Here is a 23,063-nt window from a genome sequence, read left to right on the forward strand (position 1 = left end):
AGGGTGAGTTTGAAAAACGTTTTAAAGGACTGATGGCGGAAGTGATTCAGTCACCGAAACCAATCATCTTGTTTATTGATGAGGCGCACACGCTAATTGGTGCCGGCAATCAGCAGGGGGGGCTGGATATCTCCAACCTGCTCAAACCCGCCCTGGCTCGTGGTGAGCTGAAAACAATCGCTGCTACGACCTGGAGCGAATACAAAAAATACTTCGAGAAAGATGCTGCGTTGTCACGTCGTTTCCAGCTAGTGAAGGTCAGCGAACCGGATGCTGCCGAGTCCACTATTATCCTGCGTGGCCTATCGGCGGTATATGAACAGTCGCATGGTGTGCTGATTGACGATGAGGCTCTACAGGCGGCGGCGTCACTTAGCGAGCGCTATATTTCTGGCCGTCAGTTGCCAGACAAAGCTATTGATGTGCTGGATACCGCTTGTGCGCGCGTAGCGATTAACCTCTCGTCACCGCCAAAACAAATCTCAGCCTTGACCACTCTGATCCACCAATGTGAAGCGGAAATCCGTCAGCTGGAACGTGAAATCCGAATTGGCCTGCGTTCTGATTCGTCGCGACGGGACGAGGTTCAAGCACAATATGAAACAGCGCATAGTGAATTATTGACACTGGAAGCCGCATGGCACCAGCAGCAGGCATTGGTGCAGGAGATTATCACGCTGCGACAAGGGCTGCTGGAAGCGGTGGTTGTCAGCGATGATGCCGCCGAAGCAGCAGATGAACCTGTAATGGAACAGCCTGAAAACGAAGCCGGGATTTGTCCTGTAACACGTCTGGCGGAACTGACCGCCGAACTGGATGCCCTGCATCACACTCAGTTACTGGTCTCGCCGCACGTTGATAAAAAACAAATTGCCGCTGTGATTGCCGAATGGACTGGCGTCCCACTTAACCGTCTGTCGCAAAACGAAATGTCGGTCATTACTGAGTTACCACGGTGGCTCGGCGATACCATCAAAGGTCAAGAGCTGGCAATCAAACATCTACACAAACATCTGCTGACTGCGCGGGCCGATTTGCGCCGGCCAGGGCGTCCGCTCGGCGCCTTCCTGCTGGCTGGCCCTAGCGGTGTGGGTAAAACCGAAACCGTGCTGCAACTGGCAGAACTGCTCTACGGCGGTCGCCAGTATCTCACCACCATTAATATGTCGGAGTTCCAGGAAAAACACACCGTCTCGCGCCTGATTGGTTCACCTCCTGGTTACGTTGGCTACGGCGAAGGTGGGGTGTTGACCGAAGCCATTCGCCAGAAACCTTACTCAGTAGTCCTGTTGGATGAAGTGGAAAAAGCTCATCCGGATGTGCTCAACCTCTTCTACCAGGCATTTGATAAAGGTGAGATGGCCGACGGTGAAGGTCGTCTTATTGACTGCAAAAACATTGTATTTTTCCTGACGTCCAACCTTGGTTACCAGGTGATTGTTGAACATGCCGAAAATCCTGAAGTCATGCAGGAAGCGTTGTATCCGCTGCTAGCGGAATTTTTCAAACCTGCGCTACTGGCGCGTATGGAAGTCGTACCCTATTTACCGCTTTCACGCGAGACCTTATCCGTGATTATCGCCGGGAAGCTAGCCCGCCTTGAGAACATTTTGCACACCCGCTTTAGTGCAGAAGTGGTGATTGAACCGGAAGTGACGGATGAAATCATGCAGAGAGTCACCCGCGCGGAAAACGGGGCTCGTATGCTTGAGTCGGTGATTGACGGCGAGATGCTGCCGCCACTTTCTCTACTGCTGTTGCAGAAAATGGCCGCCAGTACGGCGATTGCGCGGATTTGCCTGAGCGCAGTGAACGGCGTGTTTACGGCAGAAGTAGAAGATGAATTGAATGAAGCAACGATTGCTGAGGAAGAAGACGTTTTATGCGGATAGCTCCCTGCTGGTCGCTGATGGCGTCTCTGACGTTCTCTCCGGTGTATGCCGGGGAGTTTCCCGACGTTGCACCGCAGGCGCAGGATGCATTGTCCTCGTTGCAGGCAATGCAATCCTGCCGTCGGGAGTCTGCGGCACTAGAGCGTCTCGATTGCTATGACCAAATACTCGCTCCGATGCAATCACAGGGGTTCAGCGGTGCGCTGGCAAAAGCAAGTTACGTTGGGGAGGCGTGGACGCGAGCTATTGAGCAGGAAAAACAGCGTACCGGCAATACTACTGAATTGCTGATCACACAGGCTTCTGGCGAGCGCCCGACGGTAACTATCACTACCCCTGCGATTGGCAACTTGCCGCCTCGCCCGGTGCTGATGTTCAGTTGCGTGGACAACATCACCCGGATGCAGGTAGCGCTAATGCAACCGCTGAACAGACACGATCTCACCGTCCAACTGAATGCAGATAACAGAACTTTCAGTAGCCACTGGTTTGTACGTGAGAACGGTACGCTGCTGGAGGCCAGCCGGGGGCTATCCGGTATTGATGAAATCAGACAGATCCTGGGTGCAAAAACACTGACTATTAACACTGGCACGGACAGCGCCGCCGGGAAATTGACCTTTAATATCGACGGACTAGCGCAGGTGATTAAGCCGTTACAGGAAGCCTGTCACTGGGCGAGGGAATAAATAGATGGACTTACATAATCCCGATGTGTGGTTTGCACACCTACTGGAAAATCTGCCAGAAGATAAATCAGCCGCAGCACTAAAAGATGACAATCCTGACTGGGAGTATATTGACGGCGACATCGTCAAGCTCGGTTCGCTGGCGCATGGTCAACTGAATATTCCAGAAATACAGCGTCGTGGGCTTGTACTCCTGGCCTCAGAGAGCAAAGACTTCCGTCTGTTGGCGCATCTTTTGCGTACCTTGCAACACGCTGGCAACCCGTTGCTGGCATTGCGCCTGTTGGACCGTTACGTGGAACACTACTGGTTGGTCGCTGCGCCACAAAATATGGCGCATAAAAAACGCTTTGCCGGGCAGGTGATAAAGCGTTTTGAGCCTGGCGTTGATGGTTTTGCCCGGCAGGCTGATGCCACACAGCGCGACCTGCTACTGGGGGAATTGGCGAAACTTGCACTGCGCTGGCAGGAACATAACGCGCCGGAACTGGCACAGTCCGCAGATGATCTCTTTGCTCTTTACCAGCGGGCATTTCGGGACTGCTCGCCAGTCTCTTCTCCTGCATCTACACAGTCCACCGCTACCCCGGTGCAGACCGCTGCTGTGCCGGTATCAACAACGCCTGCGGCAATGGTAAATATCGATAGCCATGACGATAAAACCTGGCGCGACACGTTACTGAAAGTTGCAGCCATCTTATGTGAACGCCAACCGGACTCGCCGCAGGGCTACCGTTTGCGCCGCCATGCATTATGGCAATCTATCACCAGCACTCCTCATGCTGAAAGCGATGGACGCACACAACTGGCGGCAGTCTCTGCCGATATGGCAGCAGAGTACCAGTCCCGTCTGAACACTGCGGATATGGCGTTATGGCAACAGACAGAAAAAAGTCTATTGCTTGCCCCGTACTGGATTGACGGCCATTACCTTTCCGCACAAATCGCGCAGCATCTTGGCTATTCCCGCGTGGCGGAGTCTATCCGCGATGAAGTTACCTGCTTTCTCACCCGGTTACCTCAGTTGGCTAACTTAAAGTTTAGCGATCTCACACCGTTTATGGCTGAACCAACGAAACAGTGGCTGCTTGCAGGGCAGGGTAGCCAGCCAACTCATGCCGTGCAGACAGATGAAGCTACGCAGGCCATCCGTCAGTGTTTTAGCGATCACGGATTGGAAGCGGCGCTGCGGTATCTGGAGCAACTTCCCGCAGGGGAGCCCCGTGACCAGTTTCACCGGCAGTATCTTGGTGCACAACTGATGGAAGAAGCAGGGATGGAACAGCTTGCTCAACAGCAGTACCGGATGATGTTCCAGGCAGGGGGGCGGATGATGCTGGCCGACTGGGAGCCGTCATTGCTGGAAGCACTGAAAAACAAATTCACGGCAGAACAATAAGAAATTACAGGAGTTTTTGTGTTCAGATTACCAACCCCCCGACTGTTTAGCGGGCTTAAGACCATGCTCAGGCCGGCGATGCCGCGGTTAAAGGTTTCCGCTGCCTGGTTGTTGATGCTGGCGTGGATCTTTCTGCTGGTATGGATCTGGTGGAAAGGCCCCGCGTGGAAGCTGTATGACGAGTATTGGCTACAACCTTTGGCAAACCGCTGGCTGGCCACTGCTGCCTGGGGATTGATCGCGCTGGCGTGGCTGACTATCAGGGTCATGAAGCGACTGCAGCAACTTGAAAAACAGCAGCGTCAGCAGCGTGAGGAGACGCAGGATCCGCTCAGCGCGGAACTGAATGCACAGCAGCGTTATCTTGATCGCTGGTTGTTGCGTCTGCAACGTCATCTCGACAGCCGTCGTTACCTGTGGCAATTGCCATGGTATATGGTCATAGGCCCAACAGGGAGTGGTAAAACAGCGCTGCTGCGCGAAGGTTTTCCATCTGACATTATTTATACTCCTGAAGCCGTTCGGGGAGCAGAACAACATCTACGCATAACACCGCATGTCGGGAAGCAGGCGGTGATTTTTGATATTGATGGTGCGCTCTGCGACCAGCCAGATGGAGATGTCTTACACCGTCGGCGCTGGGAACACATTCTGGGCTGGTTAGTCGAAAAACGCGCCCGTCAGCCGCTGAATGGCCTGATCCTGACACTGGACTTTACTGATCTGCTTACTGCTGACAAACGCCGCCGTGAGAATCTGTTGCAGATGCTGCGCAGCCGTCTGCAGGATGTACGTCAACATCTTCACTGCCAGTTACCGGTCTATGTGGTGCTAACCCGACTGGATTTACTCCATGGTTTTGCCGCCCTGTTTCAGTCGCTGGACAAAAAAGATCGTGACACTATTCTCGGCGTCACCTTTACCCGCCATGCCCATAAGAATGAAGACTGGCGTACGGAATTGAATACATTCTGGCAAAAATGGGTAGAACAGCTCAACCATAGCTTGCCGGATCTGATGCTGGCGCAGAACCACAATCGCAGTTCCCTGTTCAGCTTTGCCCGCCAAATACAGGGCAGCCGCGAATCCCTGACTGCGCTGATTGACGCCTTGCTGGACGGCGAAAACATGGATGTCATGTTGCGCGGGGTGTACCTCACCTCTTCGCTGCAACGTGGTCAGGTAGATGACATCTTTATGCAGTCCGCTGCCCGTCAATATCGGCTGGGTAGCAGCCCGCTGGTGGCCTGGCCACTGGTAGACACCGTACCGTATTTCACCCGCAATCTGTTTCCACAAGCGTTGCTGGCAGAGCCTAATTTGTCTGGGGAAAATAGCGTCTGGCTGGGTAATGCCCGTCGCCAGATGATGGCTTTTTCGGCATGCGGTGCAGTTCTGGCCATCCTGCTCATCAGCGGCTGGCAGCATTACTACAACACCAACTGGCGCGCAGGGATTAGGGTACTGGAACAGGCGAGGGCGTTTATGGCCGTACCGCCACCACAGGGAACAGATGACTACGGCAATCTGCAATTGCCTCTGCTTAACCCGGTACGTGATGCCACGCTGGCGTATGGTGACTGGGGCGAGCGTAGCCGCCTGGCTGAACTGGGGTTATATCAAGGGCGGCGTATTGGTCCCTATGTGGAACAGACTTATCTGCAACTGCTGGATCAGCGTTATCTCCCAGCTCTGTTTAATGGCCTGATGAAGGATCTGGCAGCAGCTCCGGATGGCAGTGAAGAGAAACTTGCTGTACTACGTGTGATCAGGATGCTGGAAGACAAAAGCGGGCGCAACGTGACTGCGGTGAAGCAGTATATGGCGAAACGCTGGAGCGATAAGTTTCATGGCCAGCGCGATGTGCAAGCGCAACTGATGGCGCACCTCGATTACAGCCTGAAGCATACAGACTGGCAGGCAGAGCGTGTGGCAGGCGATGTCGACGCCATCAATCGCTGGACACCGTATGAAAATTCAGTCGCTGCCGCACAGAAAGAACTCAGCAAACTGCCGGTTTACCAGCGCGTCTACCAGAGCCTGAAAACAAGGGCGTTGGGTGTGTTGCCTGCTGATCTGAATTTGCGTGACCAGGTCGGCCCGACCTTTGATCTGGTGTTTACCTCTTCGGATGACAGCAAACTAATTGTCCCGCAGTTTCTTACCCGTTACGGCCTGCAAAGTTACTTTGTGCAACAGCGTGACGCGCTGGTGGAGTTGACGGCGATGGACTCTTGGGTACTGAACCTGACTCGCAGTGTGAAATACAGCGAGGCTGACCGGGCTGAAATCCAACGTCAACTCACCGAGCAGTATTTCAGCGATTACACAGCGACCTGGCGTGCAGGGATGGACAACCTGAACGTGCATAACTATGAGTCGATCACGGAACTGGCAGGGTCGCTGGAGCAAATCATCAGCGGCGACCAACCTCTTCAGCGGGCGCTGACCGCATTGCGGGATAACACGCAACCGGCGGTGTTTTCCGAAAAACTGGATGACAAGGCCCGCGAAGAAGCGTTGGCAGAGCCGGATTACCTGTTGCTGACGCGTCTGGGGCATGAGTTTGCTACCGAAAACAGCACACTGACGGTACAGAAAGACAAAGAAAGCACTCTACAGGCAGTTTACCAACAACTGACAGAGCTGCATCGTTATCTACAGGCTATTCAGAACGCACCGGTGCCGGGTAAATCAGCGCTGAAAGCCGTGCAGTTACGGCTGGATCAAAACAGCAGCGACCCTATTTTCGCCACTCGGCAGATGGCGAAAACATTGCCCGCACCGCTCAACCGTTGGGTAGGCAAGCTAGCTGATCAGGCCTGGCATGTGGTGATGGTGGAAGCTGTTCACTATATGGAAGTGGACTGGCGCGAAAACGTAGTAAAACCGTTCAATGAACAGCTTGCGAATAACTATCCGTTTAACCCGCGTTCATCGCAGGATGCATCGCTGGACGCGTTTGAACGCTTCTTTAAACCAGACGGTATTCTGGACAGCTTTTATCAGCAGAACCTGAAGCTGTTTATGGAAAACGATCTGAGTCTGGTGGATGGCGATAACAACGTGATTATTCGCGAAGATATCCGCCAGCAACTAGATACCGCGCAAAAAATCCGCGACATCTTTTTCAGTCGGCAAAACGGTTTAGGGACTCAGTTTGCGGTGGAGCCGGTGCAGCTTTCGGGTAACAAACGGCGCAGCGTATTGAACCTGGATGGCCAGCTTGTCGATTATAGCCAGGGTCGTAACTATACCGCGCATTTGGTGTGGCCGAACAATATGCGCGAAGGTAACGAGAGCAAGCTGACGATGATCGGTACTGGAGGGAATGCACCACGAAGTATTAGCTTCAGTGGGCCGTGGGCACAATTCCGGTTATTTGGTGCAGGCCAATTAACCAACATTCAGGATGGTAGTTTCAGTGTGCGTTTTAATGTGGATGGCGGTGCAATGGTATATCGGGTACATACCGATACAGAAGATAACCCATTTGTTGGCGGGCTATTCAGCCAGTTCAAACTGACGGATACGCTGTACTAAGGATCGATGCCTTCTCAGGTTATTTATCTGATGAAGGCATCACATAATATTTAAACTTATCGTGCGGAATAATTATGGCAAATCTCATATATATGTCTCTTAACGGGGAATTACAGGGCTTAATTTCAGCTGGATGTTCTTCTCTGAATTCTATCGGTAATAAAGCGCAGGTTATTCATTATGATCAAATAATGGTGATGGAATTGTCTCACAGCTTAACTCGGCAGCAGAATGTTAATCACCAGGCGCTAACGATGGTTAAGCCGATAGATAAATCATCCCCTTTGTTGGGGAAAGCCATCACAGAAAATGAATGTTTAACTTGTGATTTCAGTTTCTATCGTACCAATCGTATGGGCATGAATGAATGTTATTATAAGCTGAAATTAATTAATGCCAGAATAGCGGGAATTCACCTTCAGGTTCCCCATACTATTGATGATAGTGATGGCCAGCCGCAAGAAACTATTGAGCTGACATATGAGTCAATTAATTGGGAGCACTGTACTGCGGGAACCAGTGCATATAGTTTATGGAGCGATCGTATTTTCTGAATTAGGGAGGTGTGTTTAAATGACAAGTTATTCCCAGTGGTTAGAGAATAATGCTCAGGATGCTTTCATAAGGGGGGGTGACGATACCATTCTGGAGGCATGGAGACAAAGTCGCCGCGATTTAGAAGCACAATTATCAAAAAACACGCAGCATATAATGCTGTTAACTACGGATGAAGCACTTGATGCTGTGAAGGATCTTTATAGTTACGGCACCACCTTTGCAGGCAATATAAAAGATACAATATCTGGTGCAAAAAATATTACTAAACTGATGAGCTACAGAGAGGCTGAGAAGCTGGTTTTTAGATTTAAAGGGTTGGGTGTTAAGGCGGAAACTTATATTCAGAAAGGTGTCACCTATATTAAAATTACCGGTTATGCCTCTCTGCGCCGAATTTTGAATGGAACCCGTTATGCGGTTAATCACCCACAGATCCTTGAACTGGGTATAGGAAAAGCAGGAATTAATGCCGGAATCATGAGTGGTGCACGGTTCTGCATTTATTTTGCTGCTGCTCAACGTGTTGTGGAGTTTATTTTTTCCGATCACAGCGGGGAGGCTGTTGCCGCATTTATTGGAAATATCACCATGGATGTGGCTAAAGTAGTGGTGACTATATTTGTGACAAAAATGGTAGTAGCAGGAGCAGGAATTATGTTTAGTGTCACTCTCCCAATTTCTGCTGGCATAGTGCTTATTATTTTATTAGGGGTTGCTGTTACGACCGGATTGATGTATTTGGATGAAGAATTTCATTTATCCAAGAAACTAATCTCGAGTATCGATAAAGGGATGGAAGAACATCAGAAAGTGACTGAATGGAATGTCAAAAATGCCAATCCTTATTTGTATACAATGTTGAATGGGCAGTATTGACATTATGGATATTGAGACATCCAAGAAAAAAGTTGTAGCGTTTATTATGGTTGTCTTTCTGACAAGTATGATAATCTTTCTTTATAATGCTTGCAGCAAAACTATAATGGGTTTGATTAATAGTGAGGATTATATTTTTTATACGTGGGGAAGTATTCCATCCTTTTTTGCACTGCCTGTAATAATTTATGGCGATGTGCTCTGTTTGAGTGTACTTCTTCCATATAGTTTGAAAACGACTCCTGCTTTGCTAAAGCTAATAATCCCAGCAACAATTTATGCCGCTGCTGCATTGGTTCTTGGTTTTATGCTTTCTTTAATAATATCCATTTACCCACTGGGTACTAATTACTATCAATGTAAAGCCACAAGTATTGTGTCAGGTAGTCATTACGCTAAGAGTAAAGAAATGTGCAAGGCGAGAGAATATTCAATAGACAGTGAAGACGAAACTCAGAGGTAAATCCAGAAGATATTTAAAGCACAGGTGATTATCAATTCCCATTAATGATTAAGAGATGTTTATATTATGGATATTGTAAGGCTGAAAGGTATAGCTGGGGCTGTTTTTCTTATTATACTCCTGACGAGTGGTGTGTTGTTTTTTTACACTATTGGCAGTGAGACAGTGATTGGGTTGATTAATGGAGATGATTATATTTATTATGACTGGAAACAAATACCATTATTCCTTTTCACTCCGGTTATGATTTTTTTTGATTTATTTATTATTTGCCTTTTGATTTTTCCATGGAAAAAAAGAATGGCTTCGGTAATGCAGAAATTAATGATTCCAGTAACGGTTTATAGTATTTCCTCATTTGTTGTTGGTATTATTATTTCCATGATTATTTCTGTATACCCTCTTGGCACCGATTACTATAAATGTGATTCCACAAGTATCGTATCCTCAGGTAGTTATTATGCTAAGAGTAAAGAGATATGCAAACAAAGAGCATATTCACCTGAGCAGGAAAGCAAAGTAGATTCTATTAAATAATATTTAATCTGTCGACATTGAATTTGTAAGAGTCATGCGGAATATATAATGAGCACAAGATTATTCTGTACGTGGTTATTTTGTTCTCAATTACATCCAAGGAATAAGTAAAATGAAAGAGACGCAGACCATCGTTACTGGTAGCGACCCGCGCGAATTGCCGGAATTTAGTGCCATCCGCGAGGAAATTAATAAAGCCAATAACCCATCGCAACCGGAACTGAACTGGAAACTGGTGGAATCGCTGGCGCTGGCGATTTTCAAAGCCAATGGAGTGGATTTGCATACCGCGGCTTACTATACGCTGGCCCGCACCCGTACCCAAGGGTTGCCCGGGTTCTGTGAAGGGACTGAATTGCTGGCAGCGATGATAAGCCATGAATGGGAAAAATTCTGGCCGCAGAGTGGCCCCGCGCGCACCGAAATGCTCGACTGGTTTAACACTCGTACTGGCAATATCTTGCGCCAACAACTGTCATTTTCTGACGCTGACCTACCGCTGCTCTATCGCACTGAGCGGGCATTACAACTTATCTGCGACAAACTCCAGCAGGTGGAGTTGAAGCGTCATCCGCGTGTGGAAAATCTTTTGTACTTTGTGCAGAACACGCGAAAACGGCTTGAACCACAGCTAATAACCAGCGTGCCAGTACAACCGACTGTCCGGACGCTGGTGTACGCACCAGAGGGTGCAGAAACCTCACATGATTTGCTGCCGCCCCTTCCTGAATTGCCGGAGATGAGAGTGGCTGTTCATGGTGTGGCAGCCAGCCAGCCTATAGCCCATAAGGGAAATCTCGTTAAGGGATTTGCAGGTGGTGTGTTCTGTAGCGCCGTTGTGGTTGCCGCATTCTGGTGGTGGCAGGTTTACCCTATGCAGCAACAAATCGGTGCAGTGCGCGATACGGCGCAGGGGGCAGCAACTGTGTGGTTAGTATCACCGGATCAGGCGAATTATCAGCAGCGGTTACAGCAACTCCTTACTGTTTCACCGTTGAAACCACTGGAAACGGGTCAACGGATGGTTCGCACGGCAGACAGCCAGTGGCCTGAAAGTTTGCAACAACAGCAAGCGACGGCGCAGTGGAATGACATGCTAAAAGGCCGCTCAGCAAACAGCCCCGAACTTAAGGGCTGGCAGCAGACGCGCACGGATTTACGCGCATTCGCTGAATTGTTAGTACAACGTGAAAAAGCGAAAGAAGGTTTTACACTTTCTTCTATCAAAACCATGGTCTATCAGGCAGAACGGACGCTGAACCAGGAAACACCTCTGGAATACCTGCTGACGCAATACCAGGATGCACACGAGCAGAAGCTGAATACTGATGCTCTGGAAAAACAAATTAATGAGCGGCTGGATGGCGTATTAAGCCGCTGGTTGTTGCTGAAAGACACCACTGTTCTGGGGACGGTAACCGACACTAAAGTTGATAAATAGTACTGACTATCAGGGGGATTAACATGGCAGATTTTTTAACTGACATTAAACAGAAAGTGATAGTTTTTGATATATCACCGTATTTCACATGAAGTACGAAAGTAATATATTTATCAATGCCTGCCGCCATAAATTACAGGCGGCAGATGTGGTGATATTACTGATATCGGTTCACTAGATCTTTAACCACAGCTACAAACGTTTTCTGCTTAAGCTGAATAATCTGTTGCTCTGTTGTATTTATGTTTCCTGACTGAACAGGGAGCACACTGTATTCATAATTGACAGGTGACCAGGTAGCCCATTCACCCGTTGCTACATTCACCAGAGAAAAACGTACCAGGTAACGCAGTGAGGCTGAATCCGTGAGTTTTTCATTTTTATAATCGGACCATGCCATGTTTTTTGTCACAGAATCATATCTGCCTGACTGCAATGTATCCTGGTAAACGATAATGACTCTTTGATGCCCCTTCGCTGCAATATAACGTAACGCCTGCATATAATTCATATTTTCACTGGCAATAATATCCCCACTCTCATTTTTATTACATACAGCTACTTTTTGTCTGTCTGGAATTCCGGTGAATGTCGATACCCGATAGTATTTTTCCATTTCCTGTTGCATGGACATTTCAGGCGCCTTGTTACCTGACTGAACCAGGATAACGGCAGAATTCAGCGGTACACTTAACTTCTCGCCATCCAGTGCTGCCTGAATATCTTCTTCAGATACAGCCAGTGTCGTTTCATTCCCAAAAATGTCTTTGTCAGTCAGTTGCTGTGCGAGGGCATTTTTACTGGCACTACTTTCTGGACGAAATGCTCCGGTTTTTTTTGCATCAATAGGGGAATGTGGTGAACAGCCAGCAAGAAAAAATGCAGCCGCGCACAAAAAGACTGTTGACCTGGAATCCATGCTACTTTCTTCCTTGTTTTCGCCAAAATTATTGTGATTGTTCATCTGGAAATCTGAAGTGATTATATACCTGTACTAGTAGTCAGCAAAATAGGATTTATTTTATTATGCATTCATGAAATATATGGGTTGTGCTGAAATGATTACCTGAATGATTTTCATGATGGTGAATTAAGTCTTTAGTCGTGGTGGTGATATTTCTGTAATATTAAATAGGTAAGTAGAAATATCACAATGTTTGGTCTGGCACGGCACTTTTATTAATCATCCGTTCCGGCAATCCCTCCTAGCCAGGTAATTAACTGGCTACTTCCAGGTTGGCTCAGTGTTCGTTGTGGCCAGGCGAGAAAATAGGGTTTACTCAGCGGCAGGCTGAGCTCATCTACGACAACAAGGGTGCCTAATGCTAGTTCTTTGGCAATTAAATGCCGTTGCCCAAGTACAACCCCCGTACCCGCGACAGCGGCATCTAATGCGAGTGAAGTGAGATTGAAGATGAAAGAGGGCTGCGGTTGAGGTTCTTCCCTCTCTTTAGCCTGAAACCAGCTTCTCCAGTCAGGTAGAAAACGCCCTTCATTTCCCCAGTCGAGATGAATCAGTGGTGCTTCGTTTAGCAGATCCCGGCCCTGGAAACGCGCAACCAGTTCCGGGCTGGCGACTGGCAGCACCTCATCGTGAAATAAAAATTGTTTTTCCAGTTGGCTATAGCGCTCCTCACCAAAACAGATAACAAAATCGGCATGCATGGTGTTGAAGTCCACCTGGGTATGAGTGCCATGCAACGCCAGGTCAACATCCGGGCAATGGGCACGCCAGTTATGTAACTCGGGAAGTAGCCATTTGGTTGCCAGTGAAGGCAAAGAATAGAGCGTTAATCGGGGAGCCGCAGCGGCATAGCGAATGTTTTGCTGGCCAAGCAGCAAAATATCAAAAGCTTCAGTGACATAACGTAAATACTCTTTCCCTGTTTCGGTCAACATCACTCCGTTTGGCGTGCGGACAAAAAGTGCACTGCCTAGCTGTTCCTCCAACTGACGAATTTGCTGGCTAACAGCGGCAGGAGTGAGCGCTAACTGAGCTGCCGCTTTTGCAAGGCTGCCCAATTCAGCCGCCGCTTTGAACGAGTTAATCACGCTGATTTTGGGTAATCGCAGTTGCGGTGCAGGCATTAATTTTTCCTTTTCAAGGTATTAAGTATTTATCGTTATCTACTCAGCGTGCAGGGGGATTACAGTAAAATCACACCTGCTAACGATGAGAATTGCATATATGCCTGAATCCATTATTAGTCTCGACGCGCACCCGATTAACGATATCGCCTGGCGTCGCTCTTGCCGGGAGCAGTTAAACGCCAGCGGTGCGCTGGTACTACGCCAGTTTTTGCAACCAGCAGCACTGAATACCATTATCGGTGAGGCCGAAGCACAGCGCCATCAGGCGTATCACACGGTCAGCAACCATAATGCATACCTGATGAAAACCGATCCGGAATTCAGTGCGGAACATCCCCGCAATCGCGACGTAATCAGTACCAAAGGTTGCATCACTGATGATTTAATTGCCTCTAATTCGCCGCTACGCACACTTTATAATAGTGCTGAGTTTCAGTTTTTTCTTTGCGATGTACTGGGCGAAGAAGCTCTCTATCCTTATGCCGACTCCCTCTCATCGATTAATATTCACTATGCTCCGCACGGTAAGGAATTGGGCTGGCATTTTGATAACTCATCGTTTGCCATCACTCTGTTATTACAAAAACCGCTAGCGGGCGGTATTTTTCAGTATGTGAAGGATTTGCGCGATGCAGATGCGGGTGAGATGAATTACGACGGAGTGGCAGAAGTCCTTGATGAACGCCGCACTGTCGATCAATTGGCAATTGACCCGGGCGATCTGGTTTTGTTTCGGGGCCGTAATTCGCTTCATCGCGTCACGCCCACCGAAGGTGAGGTGACGCGAATGTTGGTCGTACTGGCTTACAACACTAAACCGGATATCGCACTATCAGAAAACGCCCGTATGACCTTTTATGGGCGTCTTTAATCTTCAGTCTCGTTAAGCAGCGCCCGCCAACCACGGGCAAAGTATTGCTGAGTACGCAACGCCACCAGTGCCCGCCAGTCCTCATCGGCGGGCCAGAACGCTTCCACCAAATCACGTTTAATTTCCTGGCCCTCGGCAGTGGCAGGATTACCTTTGAGATGTAACCAGTGATCGTTCCGTAGTCGCCGGTGCATCTCTTCTGCGGGGTAGGTGCCACATTCCACGACCAGCGGCAGAATCTGGGTATCAGGCAGAGCGTTGAGCAGGAACTGCGACAAATAACCCGTTGCTGTCGCTGTGACGCCGGTATCGCTATCTCGACCCGCACCGGTAAACAAAAGCGTCAGTGATTCTTTGTAGATCCGTTTGCCCCATGCGTGTGCCGGGAATGGCTGCTCAGCAATAGAAAGCAGCATTGGATGGGCCCAGGCTCCAGCACCCGTATGCAGATCAAAACTGATGATGGTCCGTGCGCGACTGAGATGACGCTCAATGATGGCTTGCATGGTTTGCATGGACCAACTGGGTTGGTTGCCACCATAGAACAAGCCTGTCGGATACTGATACTGCCCGGCCTCGACTACGCGTTTTAGCGCAGGCCATCCCTCCCTGGACAGCGCTGAAGCCAGTTGCCTGTCGGCAAATTCCCGCTCACCAGAGTAAATATCGTGCCAACGCAGATAGTCTTGATTACTCGGGATGGTCTGTGAAAAATCGATGAAGCCGCGGTTAAGATCAATATTGTCTTCGTTGACTCGCCGCAGGTGGGCGGTTCCCCAGGGGTTAAGCAGATGGATAAACAGCAGTGCTGTATCAGCAGGTAACTGATTCATCTCAAATTCCGCAAGCCAGGCAATCTGGCTCTCTGAGCCATAATAGCCTTCAACCCCGTGAGTGCCAGAAATCACAAGCATCATGCGAGATGCTGTCTCACTGCCAAAAAGCGCTACATCGGTATAAAGCAATTCACCTTTCGGGCCGCTGAGTGGATGTGGATAAGAATGAATCAACCCACCTTTCGTCTCTGCCATAGAAATAAAACGCGACCTTTGAGTGGCATAATCCGCTAATGGAATATCCGCTGTCATCATTGTTTATTTCCTTATGGATAAACTGAGTAATTAAAATATTTCTTTGCCAGACGATCGTAAGTGCCATTTTTATGTATTTCGGCCAATGCCAGGTTTATTAATTGCAGATTTGTTTTATCGTCTTTTCTTAATGCGATGCCAACACCATCACCAAATACTTCTTTGTCTGTAATAGTGGCCTTAATCGCAAAGTTTTTACCCTCCGGTTTATCAAGAAAACCTTGCTCGGCAGAGATAATATTGGTCAGGCTGCCATCAAGACGCCCGGAAACCAGATCAGGATAAATCTCCATCTGATTGGCGTAGGAGATGACCTCCACGCCTTGTGGTTCCCATTTTTTCTTGGCGTAGGTTTCCTGAATAGTCCCCTGTGCTACGCCGATTTTTTTGCCCTGCAGTGAAGCCGTATCATGGCTCAGTGTGCTGCTGTTCAGTGCGATCAGCGCATTTGGAGTGTTATAAAGCATGTCGCTAAATGCGACCTGCTCACGGCGCTTCTCGGTCATTGCCATAGCAGACAGAATCGCATCAAACTTCCGCGCATTAAGCGCAGGAATGGTCGCGTCAAAGCCAATTTCTACCCACTGGCAGGTCACTTTAGCCTGGGCGCAGATGGCATTGCCCAGATCAATATCAAACCCCTGAAGCGAGCCGTCAGTAGCTTTAGATTCAAACGGCGCAAACGTTGGGTCGACACCAATACGTAGGGTCTGCTGTGCAAAAGCAGTATGACTTAATCCTGAAAACGCGAGAATCAGTGAGGCGAGAATATGCTTTTTCATTTTTATCTCCGAGGGGCGCAGGTGAAATTATTAGTCACACATAAATTAATTACCATGACGTTACTATTTCCGCCAGTAAATATCTTACTTCAGCTCTAGTTTTTTCTTATAATTTCGGTTGTGTCGTTGTGGTAAGTAAAACTTTCGACAGCATTAAATATTATTTAATACTATTAGTGGGAATAAATGCGTTTATTTATATTGCAAATTAAGCAGGCGATTTATTGATAAATTATTGGTCAAGTAACCGAACTGTAGAATGGTGATGATTCCAGTTTATTGATAGTGCTTAATAACCAGGTTAGAGATCTATAAAAATGCCGTTCAACCCGGTTATGTCAGTGAAATAGTTTGCTGTCAGAGAGTATCGATGACCCCACCGTCAACGCGAACGGACGCTCCTGTGGTCGCGGAAGCAAACGGCGACACAAGATAGGTTACTAAGTTTGCGACTTCCTCGACGCTGCTGGCACGTTGAATGATCGAACTGCCACGATGCTGCTTGACGAAGGCGGCGGCAATTTCCTCCAGCGGCAACCCCGTTTTCGCTTGCTCATCGGCAAGCATCGCTTCTACACCTTCGGAAAGAGTAGGACCAGGGAGTACGGAGTTAACGGTGACATTTGTACCAGCCATGCGCTTAGCGAGACCGCGGGCGACAGCGATGTCGGCGGTCTTGCTGACGCCGTAGTGAATCATTTCGACCGGAATATTAAAACCAGATTCTGAGGCCAGGAATATCACGCGGCCCCAGTTCAGTTTCTGCATGCCTGGAAGATAGGCGCGGGAAAGCCTGACGGCGGACATGACATTGACCTGCCAGTGGCGATCCCAAACTTCGTCGTCAGCGTCGAAAAAGTCAATTGGCTGGAAGATGCCTGCGTTGTTAATCAGGATGTCTACCTGAGGAATTTGGGCGACAAGGGCCGCACACCCCTCGGCAGTTGACAGGTCGGCCGTGGCAGGTTTAACGCTACCTCTTGCGCCTTCGGCTTCTAGCCGTTTGGCGGCCTTTGTGGTCTTTTCCTCTGAGCGGCCATTGAGCACGACATCCGCTCCAGCCCTTGAAAGTTGGCGAGCAATTGCGTAGCCGATGCCTTCCGTTGAACCTGTAACCAGCGCTCTCTTGCCTGTGAGATCGATTTGCATTTTCTGCTCCTGTCGAGATTGGATGACAAAAACATGGGGGTCAGTTTTGCAGTCTCGCAATGGGCAGGTCAGTGGGGAATATGGGGAGAAAGGAAGTGAATTCGCCCTTCAGAATGCCTGCACATCAGGATTGCTGAAAGTGTAGCAGGCGCTGGAATGTGGGGGGGAGGCGATGAGTCATCGAATAGGGTTCGATGGAGTGAGCGTTTCTCCAAAAGCAAAAAACCAGCCCTTAGGCTGGTTTCTTTAAATAGTGGTGCCCGGACTCGGAATCGAACCAAGGACACGGGGATTTTCAATCCCCTGCTCTACCGACTGAGCTATCCGGGCAACGGGGCGCATTAAACCGTAAAGGCCGTTTGTCGTCAATGGTTTTGTGTTAATAAGCCGTGCGTTTGCGCGAATATTGTGCTCCGGCTAGCAGCGTCGTCTTGAACCCTCGTGCAGAAGGTGCCATGATTGCGCGAAATTTCACACATCGCAACGGGGCGCTTATTGATGTTTAGAGTCAATGTTCACCGGCATCTCTCGATGGCGCTCGTTCACCTTTCTGTTGTATCCCGAAGACCCTTGCTCACCATGCGGTGAGGGCATCGCACGCTCACTGCAGGACAACAGTAAAATCAGGTGATGCCTGGTTTTACTGATGTCTGGCGGTCGGAGTGGGAATCATCCTTCAGACCATCAAGACACATTCGCCGGGGAATGCTCCCTTTGCCGTGCCATCTGGCACTCACTCATCCTTGACCTCTGGGATTTGTGCATATGAAATCTTTGAAAATTGCCGCCAGCCACGATGTGGTTGCCACACTTGAAACGCATCGCGAAGTAGTCACGCTCGATAGCACTGACTTCACCGATATCGCCGCCGTTGTCCTTTCTGTCGCTGATAGCCGCAGCGGTATTCTGGCGCTACTCAAACGTACAGGTTTTTCGATTCCCGTTTTTTTAGCCGCTGATGCAAGGCCTGACGAGCAAGAAGGGATATCGGGGCTGATAACCGGCGAAGCGCAGGATTATCTGGAGCTGGAAAAAGCGGCCAGTGACTACGAAGCCAATCTGTTGCCGCCGTTTTTCGATACGTTGACGAAATATGTCGCGATGGAAAACAGCACTTTTGCCTGCCCTGGCCACCAACACGGTGAATTTTTCAAAAAGCACCCGGCCGGCCGCCAGTTCTATGATTTCTTCGGCGAGAATCTATTCCGCGCCGATATGTGCAACGCTGACGTTAAACTCGGTGATTTGCTGATCCATGAAGGATCGGCCAAGCATGCGCAGAAGTTTGCCGCCAAAGTGTTTAACGCGGATAAAACTTACTTCGTGCTAAACGGCACCTCGGCGGCCAATAAAGTCGTCACTAATGCGCTGCTGACCCGTGGCGATCTGGTTCTGTTTGACCGCAACAACCATAAATCAAACCATCATGGTGCGTTGATTCAGGCCGGAGCGACTCCGGTTTATCTCGAGGCTGCTCGTAATCCATTTGGGTTTATCGGCGGTATCGATGCGCACTGTTTTGATGAAAAGTATCTGCGTGAGTTGATCGCCGAAGTTGCGCCAGCTCGTGCACAAGAAAAGCGTCCGTTCCGCCTGGCGGTGATCCAACTCGGGACTTACGATGGCACCGTCTATAACGCGCGCCAGGTGGTGGATAACATCGGCCACCTTTGTGATTACATTTTGTTTGATTCAGCATGGGTCGGATATGAGCAATTCATCCCGATGATGGCGGACTGCTCGCCGCTGCTGTTGGATCTTAACGAAAACGATCCGGGGATCTTTGTGACGCAATCGGTGCATAAGCAGCAGGCCGGTTTCTCGCAGACTTCGCAGATCCACAAAAAAGATAACCATTTGCGTGGGCAAGCACGATTCTGCCCGCATAAGCGGCTGAATAACGCGTTTATGTTGCATGCTTCAACCAGCCCGTTTTATCCGCTGTTTGCCGCTCTTGATGTGAACGCGAAAATTCACGAAGGGGAGAGCGGACGCCGTCTGTGGGCCGAGTGCGTGGTGCAGGGTATTGAAGCGCGCAAAGCGATCATCGCCCATTGTAAGATGATCAAACCGTTTATCCCACCGGTGGTGGCGGGCAAACCGTGGCAGGATCATCCCACTACGGCAATCGCGCAGGAGCGCCGTTTCTTCAGTTTTGAGCCGGGTGAGAAGTGGCATGGTTTTGAAGGTTATGCGCAGGATGAATACTTCGTTGATCCTTGCAAGTTGTTGCTGACGACGCCGGGTATCGATCCACAAACCGGGCAATACACTGAATTTGGTGTACCTGCGGCGATCCTCGCAAACTATCTGCGTGAAAACGGGATTGTCCCTGAGAAATCGGATCTTAATTCGATTCTGTTCTTGCTGACGCCTGCTGAAAGCACTGAGAAGCTGGCGCATCTGGTGGCGATGCTGGCGCGGTTTGAGCAGCATATCGAAGACGATACGCCGCTGGTGGATGTTTTACCGACGATCTATCAGAAATATTCCCAACGCTACAGAGGTTATACGCTGCGCCAGTTGTGCCAGGAAATGCACGATCTTTACGTCAGCTTTGCGGTGAAGGATCTGCAAAAAGCGATGTTCCGCAAAGCCAGCTTGCCTGCAGTTGCTATGAATCCACAGGATGCCAACAGCGAGTTTATTCGCGGTAATGTGGAACTGGTGCGTTTAAGCGAATCAGAAGGGCGCATTGCGGCGGAAGGTGCGTTGCCGTATCCGCCGGGCGTGTTGTGTGTCGTGCCGGGCGAAGTCTGGGGCAGTGCCGCGCTGCGTTATTTCCTCGCGCTGGAGGAAGGTGTGAATATGTTGCCGGGCTTCTCGCCAGAATTGCAGGGTGTGTATAGCGAAACAGATGCGGATGGGATCAAGCGTTTGTACGGCTACATGATAAAAGCCTAAAAACGCTCCCCTTTTCAGCTTTTGTAGGGGGGATAAGCGCTAGCGTCATCCACCAATTTACATTAGTGGTGTCGGATGACGCTGCGCTTATCCGACCTACGAAAAAAGATTTGCCAGTAGTTTTAGGCGTTATCAATCAGGCAACTGGCTGGATAGCCGCAGGCGTTCTGACGTGTTTATATTTGAACAGTGCGACGAAGGCGAAGGCCAGTACCAGTGAATATCCGGCGAAAATTAGCCATACGCTTTGCCAGTCAGTAATGCCAGCCGTCGTGTAGTTTTCCACCACTTTCCCGCTGACAATCCCGCCCAAAATGCAACCAAAGCCGTTGGTCATCATCAGGAACATGCCCTGTGCGCTGGCACGAATTTCTGGTTTCACTTCTTGCTCAACGAATACCGAACCGGAAATGTTGAAGAAGTCAAAGGCGCAACCGTAGACGATCATCGACATTACCAGCAGCATGGTGCCCATCGGCGTTGGGTCGCCAAAGGCAAACAGACCAAAGCGCAGCATCCACGCCACAATACTGATAAGCATCACGTTCTTGATGCCGTAACGCAGCAGGAAGAACGGAATCGTCAGGATAAATACGGTTTCAGAAATCTGCGAAATAGACATCAGCACTGACGCGTGTTCAACAATAAAGCTGCTGGCGAACAGCGGGTTTTGATCGAAGCTGTGCAGGAAGGTGTTGCCAAACATATTGGTAATTTGTAACTCGGCACCTAACAGCATAGAGAAGATAAAGAAAATCGCCATGCGCTTGTTTTTGAATAAAGCGAAGGCATCCAGCCCTAACATGGAAGTCCAGCTTTGGTTTTTTTGCGCGTTGGCGACCGGAATATGTGGCAGTGTCAGGGTGAACAAGGCTAAAACCACTGACAGTGTGGCACCGATATAAAGCTGCATGTGGCTCAATTCGAAGCCTGAGAAGCTCACGCCCCACATGGCGAAGATAAAGCCAATGGTTCCCCAGATACGAATTGGCGGGAAGTCAGTGACAATATTCATTCCCGCTGATTGCAGGCGATAGTAAGAGATGGTGTTCACCAGGCCAAGCGTTGGCATATAGGCCAGTGAGTTCAGCAGAATCACCACGAACATCGCACTCGGTGAGGTGACCTGGGCTGCGAAATACAGTGTGACGGCGCCAACCAGATGACAGGCAGCGTAGAGCCAGCGCGCACTAATCCATTTGTCCGCAATAATACCCAGTAGCGTTGGCATAAATACCGCAGCAATCCCTAATGAACTGTATACCGCGCCGATGGCCGCGCCATCAAACTTGAGGGTGACGAACATGTATGAGCCGAGTGTAGTCAGCCAGCTACCCCACAAGCAGAACTGCAGAAACGAAAGTACTTTAAGCTGCAGCTTAAGGTTCATGGAAATTTCCTCACAGGATTTAACTATCGAATGTTGCATTTCTCACATATCTGTTTCGATATGTTGTAATCGTAACATTAGCAGGGCTGCGGAGTAATTTTTGGTACATTCAGCAAATAAATGAAAACATCTTCAAGTTACATTCGAAAATAGTGACCGGGGCTACATTTTTTGCTGAATGAGGTAGGTAAAGCGCGGGCAATGTTGTCTCTCCTGGCATCAAAATGAATGACAGGAGAGACAACAAACAGAGGATTAACGCCGACGATAGCTCTTCTGTGCGGTGTTCACTTTTTTCAGATAATTACGAGATTCCGCAGACGGGTGGCGTGTTGTCAGGGTTTGATAGATATCACCTGGAGCCATACTGTTGATAATATTGAACGCGCGGTTCTTATCGTTGTTGAACACGCGCAGCACGCTGCCCGCACCGCCGTTATATGCGGTGATGACGGCATAACGGCGCGAGGTTGGGTTATCAATTCCGCTCAAATAGCTGTCTTGCAGAATCGCCAAATAAGCCGTGCCGGTATCGATATTGCTTTCCGGGTCAAACAAGAAGCTGCGGCTTGGTTTGCCCCATTTCCCTTGCGATTTGAAGACATCAACCCCGGCGCTGTGCTGCACAACCTGCATCAGGCCCAGTGCATCAGCGTGGCTCACGGCATACGGGTTAAAGCTCGATTCGGTTTGCATGATTGCCAGGATCAGGGATTCATCGACGCCATATTTCTTCGACGCTTTGCGTACCATGCCAATGTATTTATGCGCACGTTTATCAAGGTGGTTTGGTACCAGGTTGATGGTCACGCTATAAACAATTTTCAGCCCGGTACTGCGGCTTTTCATGCGTGTTTGCAGCAGGTAATCAGCAAACTTAGAGGCGCGGCCTTCCCAGCGAATCGGCTGGCCGGTGTTATCAACTACCTGGCCATACAGGAACGGTTCTTTGGAGATAACCACATCGTTGGCATCGGAATAAAGGTCGATTGAACCCGGATCGTCGCCCATCAGTAACGTGTTGATGATCGCCTGACGTAAGTGCGCAGCAGGTTCAGTGCCGGCAATGGTTTCGATGGTAATCGTACCTTCGTCAAAGTTGATGTGGCTACGGGTCAGGTATTGGTCGGTATATTTCACGTAGTCTTTAGGACCCGCAATCAACACTTCCTTGATGCCCCAGATATTTTCAATGTTATGAGCGAATTGCCCCATCAAAATATCGAAACCATTGGTGTCTTTAACAAAAGCCTCGTTATAGGAGTCTTCTTTTTTGCTCGAACATGAGATGAGCAAGGGGACAACCAGAGCTAGCGCGAGAAATTTTTTCATCGTTCCGTGTATGCGTGTGCTTGTTGGAGTTTGCATGAGGGGCGATGGCCCCTGT

At 49.3% G+C, this 23,063-nt stretch carries 17 protein-coding genes, 1 tRNA gene and 1 pseudogene; 11 read left to right on the plus strand and 8 right to left on the minus strand.

The features are described 5' to 3' along the window. The 9 genes and pseudogenes from MES37_RS12430 to MES37_RS12470 all read left to right on the plus strand — a co-directional run. Positions 1-1,892, plus strand: a 1,892-nt coding sequence (locus MES37_RS12430) for an AAA family ATPase (protein ID WP_237931545.1), incomplete at its 5' end; no start/stop codon positions are given. Between the two features lie 83 nt (positions 1,893-1,975). Then, a pseudogene (gene vasI / locus MES37_RS12435) lies at positions 1,976-2,581 on the plus strand (type VI secretion system-associated protein VasI); the annotation flags it as partial. Positions 2,582-2,585: 4 nt separating this feature from the next. Continuing rightward, positions 2,586-3,980: a type VI secretion system protein TssA gene (gene tssA, locus MES37_RS12440; RefSeq protein ID WP_232886598.1), complete on the plus strand. Its 1,395-nt coding sequence runs from the start codon at positions 2,586-2,588 to the stop codon at positions 3,978-3,980. 18 nt (positions 3,981-3,998) lie between these two features. Further along, positions 3,999-7,523: a type VI secretion system membrane subunit TssM gene (gene tssM / locus MES37_RS12445; RefSeq protein ID WP_332879852.1), complete on the plus strand. Its 3,525-nt coding sequence runs from the start codon at positions 3,999-4,001 to the stop codon at positions 7,521-7,523. Between the two features lie 74 nt (positions 7,524-7,597). Then, a complete protein-coding gene (locus MES37_RS12450; RefSeq protein WP_064539989.1) occupies positions 7,598-8,077 on the plus strand; it encodes an Hcp family type VI secretion system effector in 480 nt (159 codons plus the stop codon). Between the two features lie 19 nt (positions 8,078-8,096). Continuing rightward, positions 8,097-8,957, plus strand: coding sequence for a hypothetical protein (locus MES37_RS12455; RefSeq protein ID WP_237931547.1), 861 nt, complete (start codon positions 8,097-8,099; stop codon positions 8,955-8,957). 4 nt (positions 8,958-8,961) lie between these two features. Continuing rightward, positions 8,962-9,420 (plus strand): hypothetical protein, encoded by a 459-nt coding sequence (locus tag MES37_RS12460; RefSeq protein ID WP_237931549.1) that lies wholly within the window; start codon positions 8,962-8,964, stop codon positions 9,418-9,420. A gap of 66 nt (positions 9,421-9,486) precedes the next feature. Continuing rightward, positions 9,487-9,957 carry a hypothetical protein gene (locus MES37_RS12465; RefSeq protein WP_237931551.1) on the plus strand — a complete coding sequence of 157 codons (471 nt, stop codon included), beginning with the start codon at positions 9,487-9,489 and terminating at the stop codon, positions 9,955-9,957. A gap of 112 nt (positions 9,958-10,069) precedes the next feature. Beyond that, on the plus strand, positions 10,070-11,398 hold the full coding sequence (locus MES37_RS12470) for a VasL domain-containing protein (protein ID WP_237931553.1): 1,329 nt from the start codon (positions 10,070-10,072) through the stop codon (positions 11,396-11,398). 157 nt (positions 11,399-11,555) lie between these two features. Here MES37_RS12470 and MES37_RS12475 read toward each other — a convergent pair whose 3' ends face one another. Beyond that, entirely contained in the window at positions 11,556-12,317 is a 762-nt protein-coding gene (locus MES37_RS12475; RefSeq protein ID WP_237931562.1) for a hypothetical protein, read from the minus strand. A gap of 260 nt (positions 12,318-12,577) precedes the next feature. Then, positions 12,578-13,486, minus strand: coding sequence for a LysR substrate-binding domain-containing protein (locus MES37_RS12480; protein WP_237931554.1), 909 nt, complete (start codon positions 13,484-13,486; stop codon positions 12,578-12,580). A 100-nt stretch (positions 13,487-13,586) separates the two neighbouring features. On the opposite strand from MES37_RS12480, the gene MES37_RS12485 reads away from it, so the two are divergent. Further along, a complete protein-coding gene (locus MES37_RS12485) occupies positions 13,587-14,360 on the plus strand; it encodes a HalD/BesD family halogenase (protein ID WP_064540245.1) in 774 nt (257 codons plus the stop codon). On the opposite strand, the gene MES37_RS12490 is transcribed toward MES37_RS12485, so the two are convergent. The 4 genes from MES37_RS12490 to MES37_RS12505 form a co-directional block, all read right to left on the minus strand. Then, positions 14,357-15,451 carry a DUF2817 domain-containing protein gene (locus MES37_RS12490; RefSeq protein ID WP_237931556.1) on the minus strand — a complete coding sequence of 365 codons (1,095 nt, stop codon included), beginning with the start codon at positions 15,449-15,451 and terminating at the stop codon, positions 14,357-14,359. The genes MES37_RS12485 and MES37_RS12490 overlap by 4 nt on opposite strands. Positions 15,452-15,462: 11 nt before the next feature. After that, a complete protein-coding gene (locus tag MES37_RS12495) occupies positions 15,463-16,233 on the minus strand; it encodes an ABC transporter substrate-binding protein (protein ID WP_121814308.1) in 771 nt (256 codons plus the stop codon). A 357-nt stretch (positions 16,234-16,590) separates the two neighbouring features. After that, a complete protein-coding gene (locus MES37_RS12500) occupies positions 16,591-17,382 on the minus strand; it encodes an SDR family NAD(P)-dependent oxidoreductase (protein ID WP_064539978.1) in 792 nt (263 codons plus the stop codon). Between the two features lie 254 nt (positions 17,383-17,636). Then, a tRNA-Phe gene (locus MES37_RS12505) sits at positions 17,637-17,712 on the minus strand. A gap of 435 nt (positions 17,713-18,147) precedes the next feature. On the opposite strand from MES37_RS12505, the gene MES37_RS12510 reads away from it, so the two are divergent. Then, a complete protein-coding gene (locus MES37_RS12510; RefSeq protein ID WP_237931558.1) occupies positions 18,148-20,286 on the plus strand; it encodes an ornithine decarboxylase in 2,139 nt (712 codons plus the stop codon). Between the two features lie 136 nt (positions 20,287-20,422). Here MES37_RS12510 and MES37_RS12515 read toward each other — a convergent pair whose 3' ends face one another. Further along, positions 20,423-21,676: a nucleoside permease gene (locus MES37_RS12515; protein WP_064539974.1), complete on the minus strand. Its 1,254-nt coding sequence runs from the start codon at positions 21,674-21,676 to the stop codon at positions 20,423-20,425. Positions 21,677-21,931: 255 nt separating this feature from the next. Beyond that, on the minus strand, positions 21,932-23,008 hold the full coding sequence (gene mltC / locus MES37_RS12520; protein WP_064539972.1) for a membrane-bound lytic murein transglycosylase MltC: 1,077 nt from the start codon (positions 23,006-23,008) through the stop codon (positions 21,932-21,934). Positions 23,009-23,063 lie beyond the last annotated feature (55 nt).

It is taken from the genome of Buttiauxella sp. S19-1 (assembly GCF_022134725.1).
Classification (GTDB): Bacteria; Pseudomonadota; Gammaproteobacteria; order Enterobacterales; family Enterobacteriaceae; genus Buttiauxella; species Buttiauxella ferragutiae.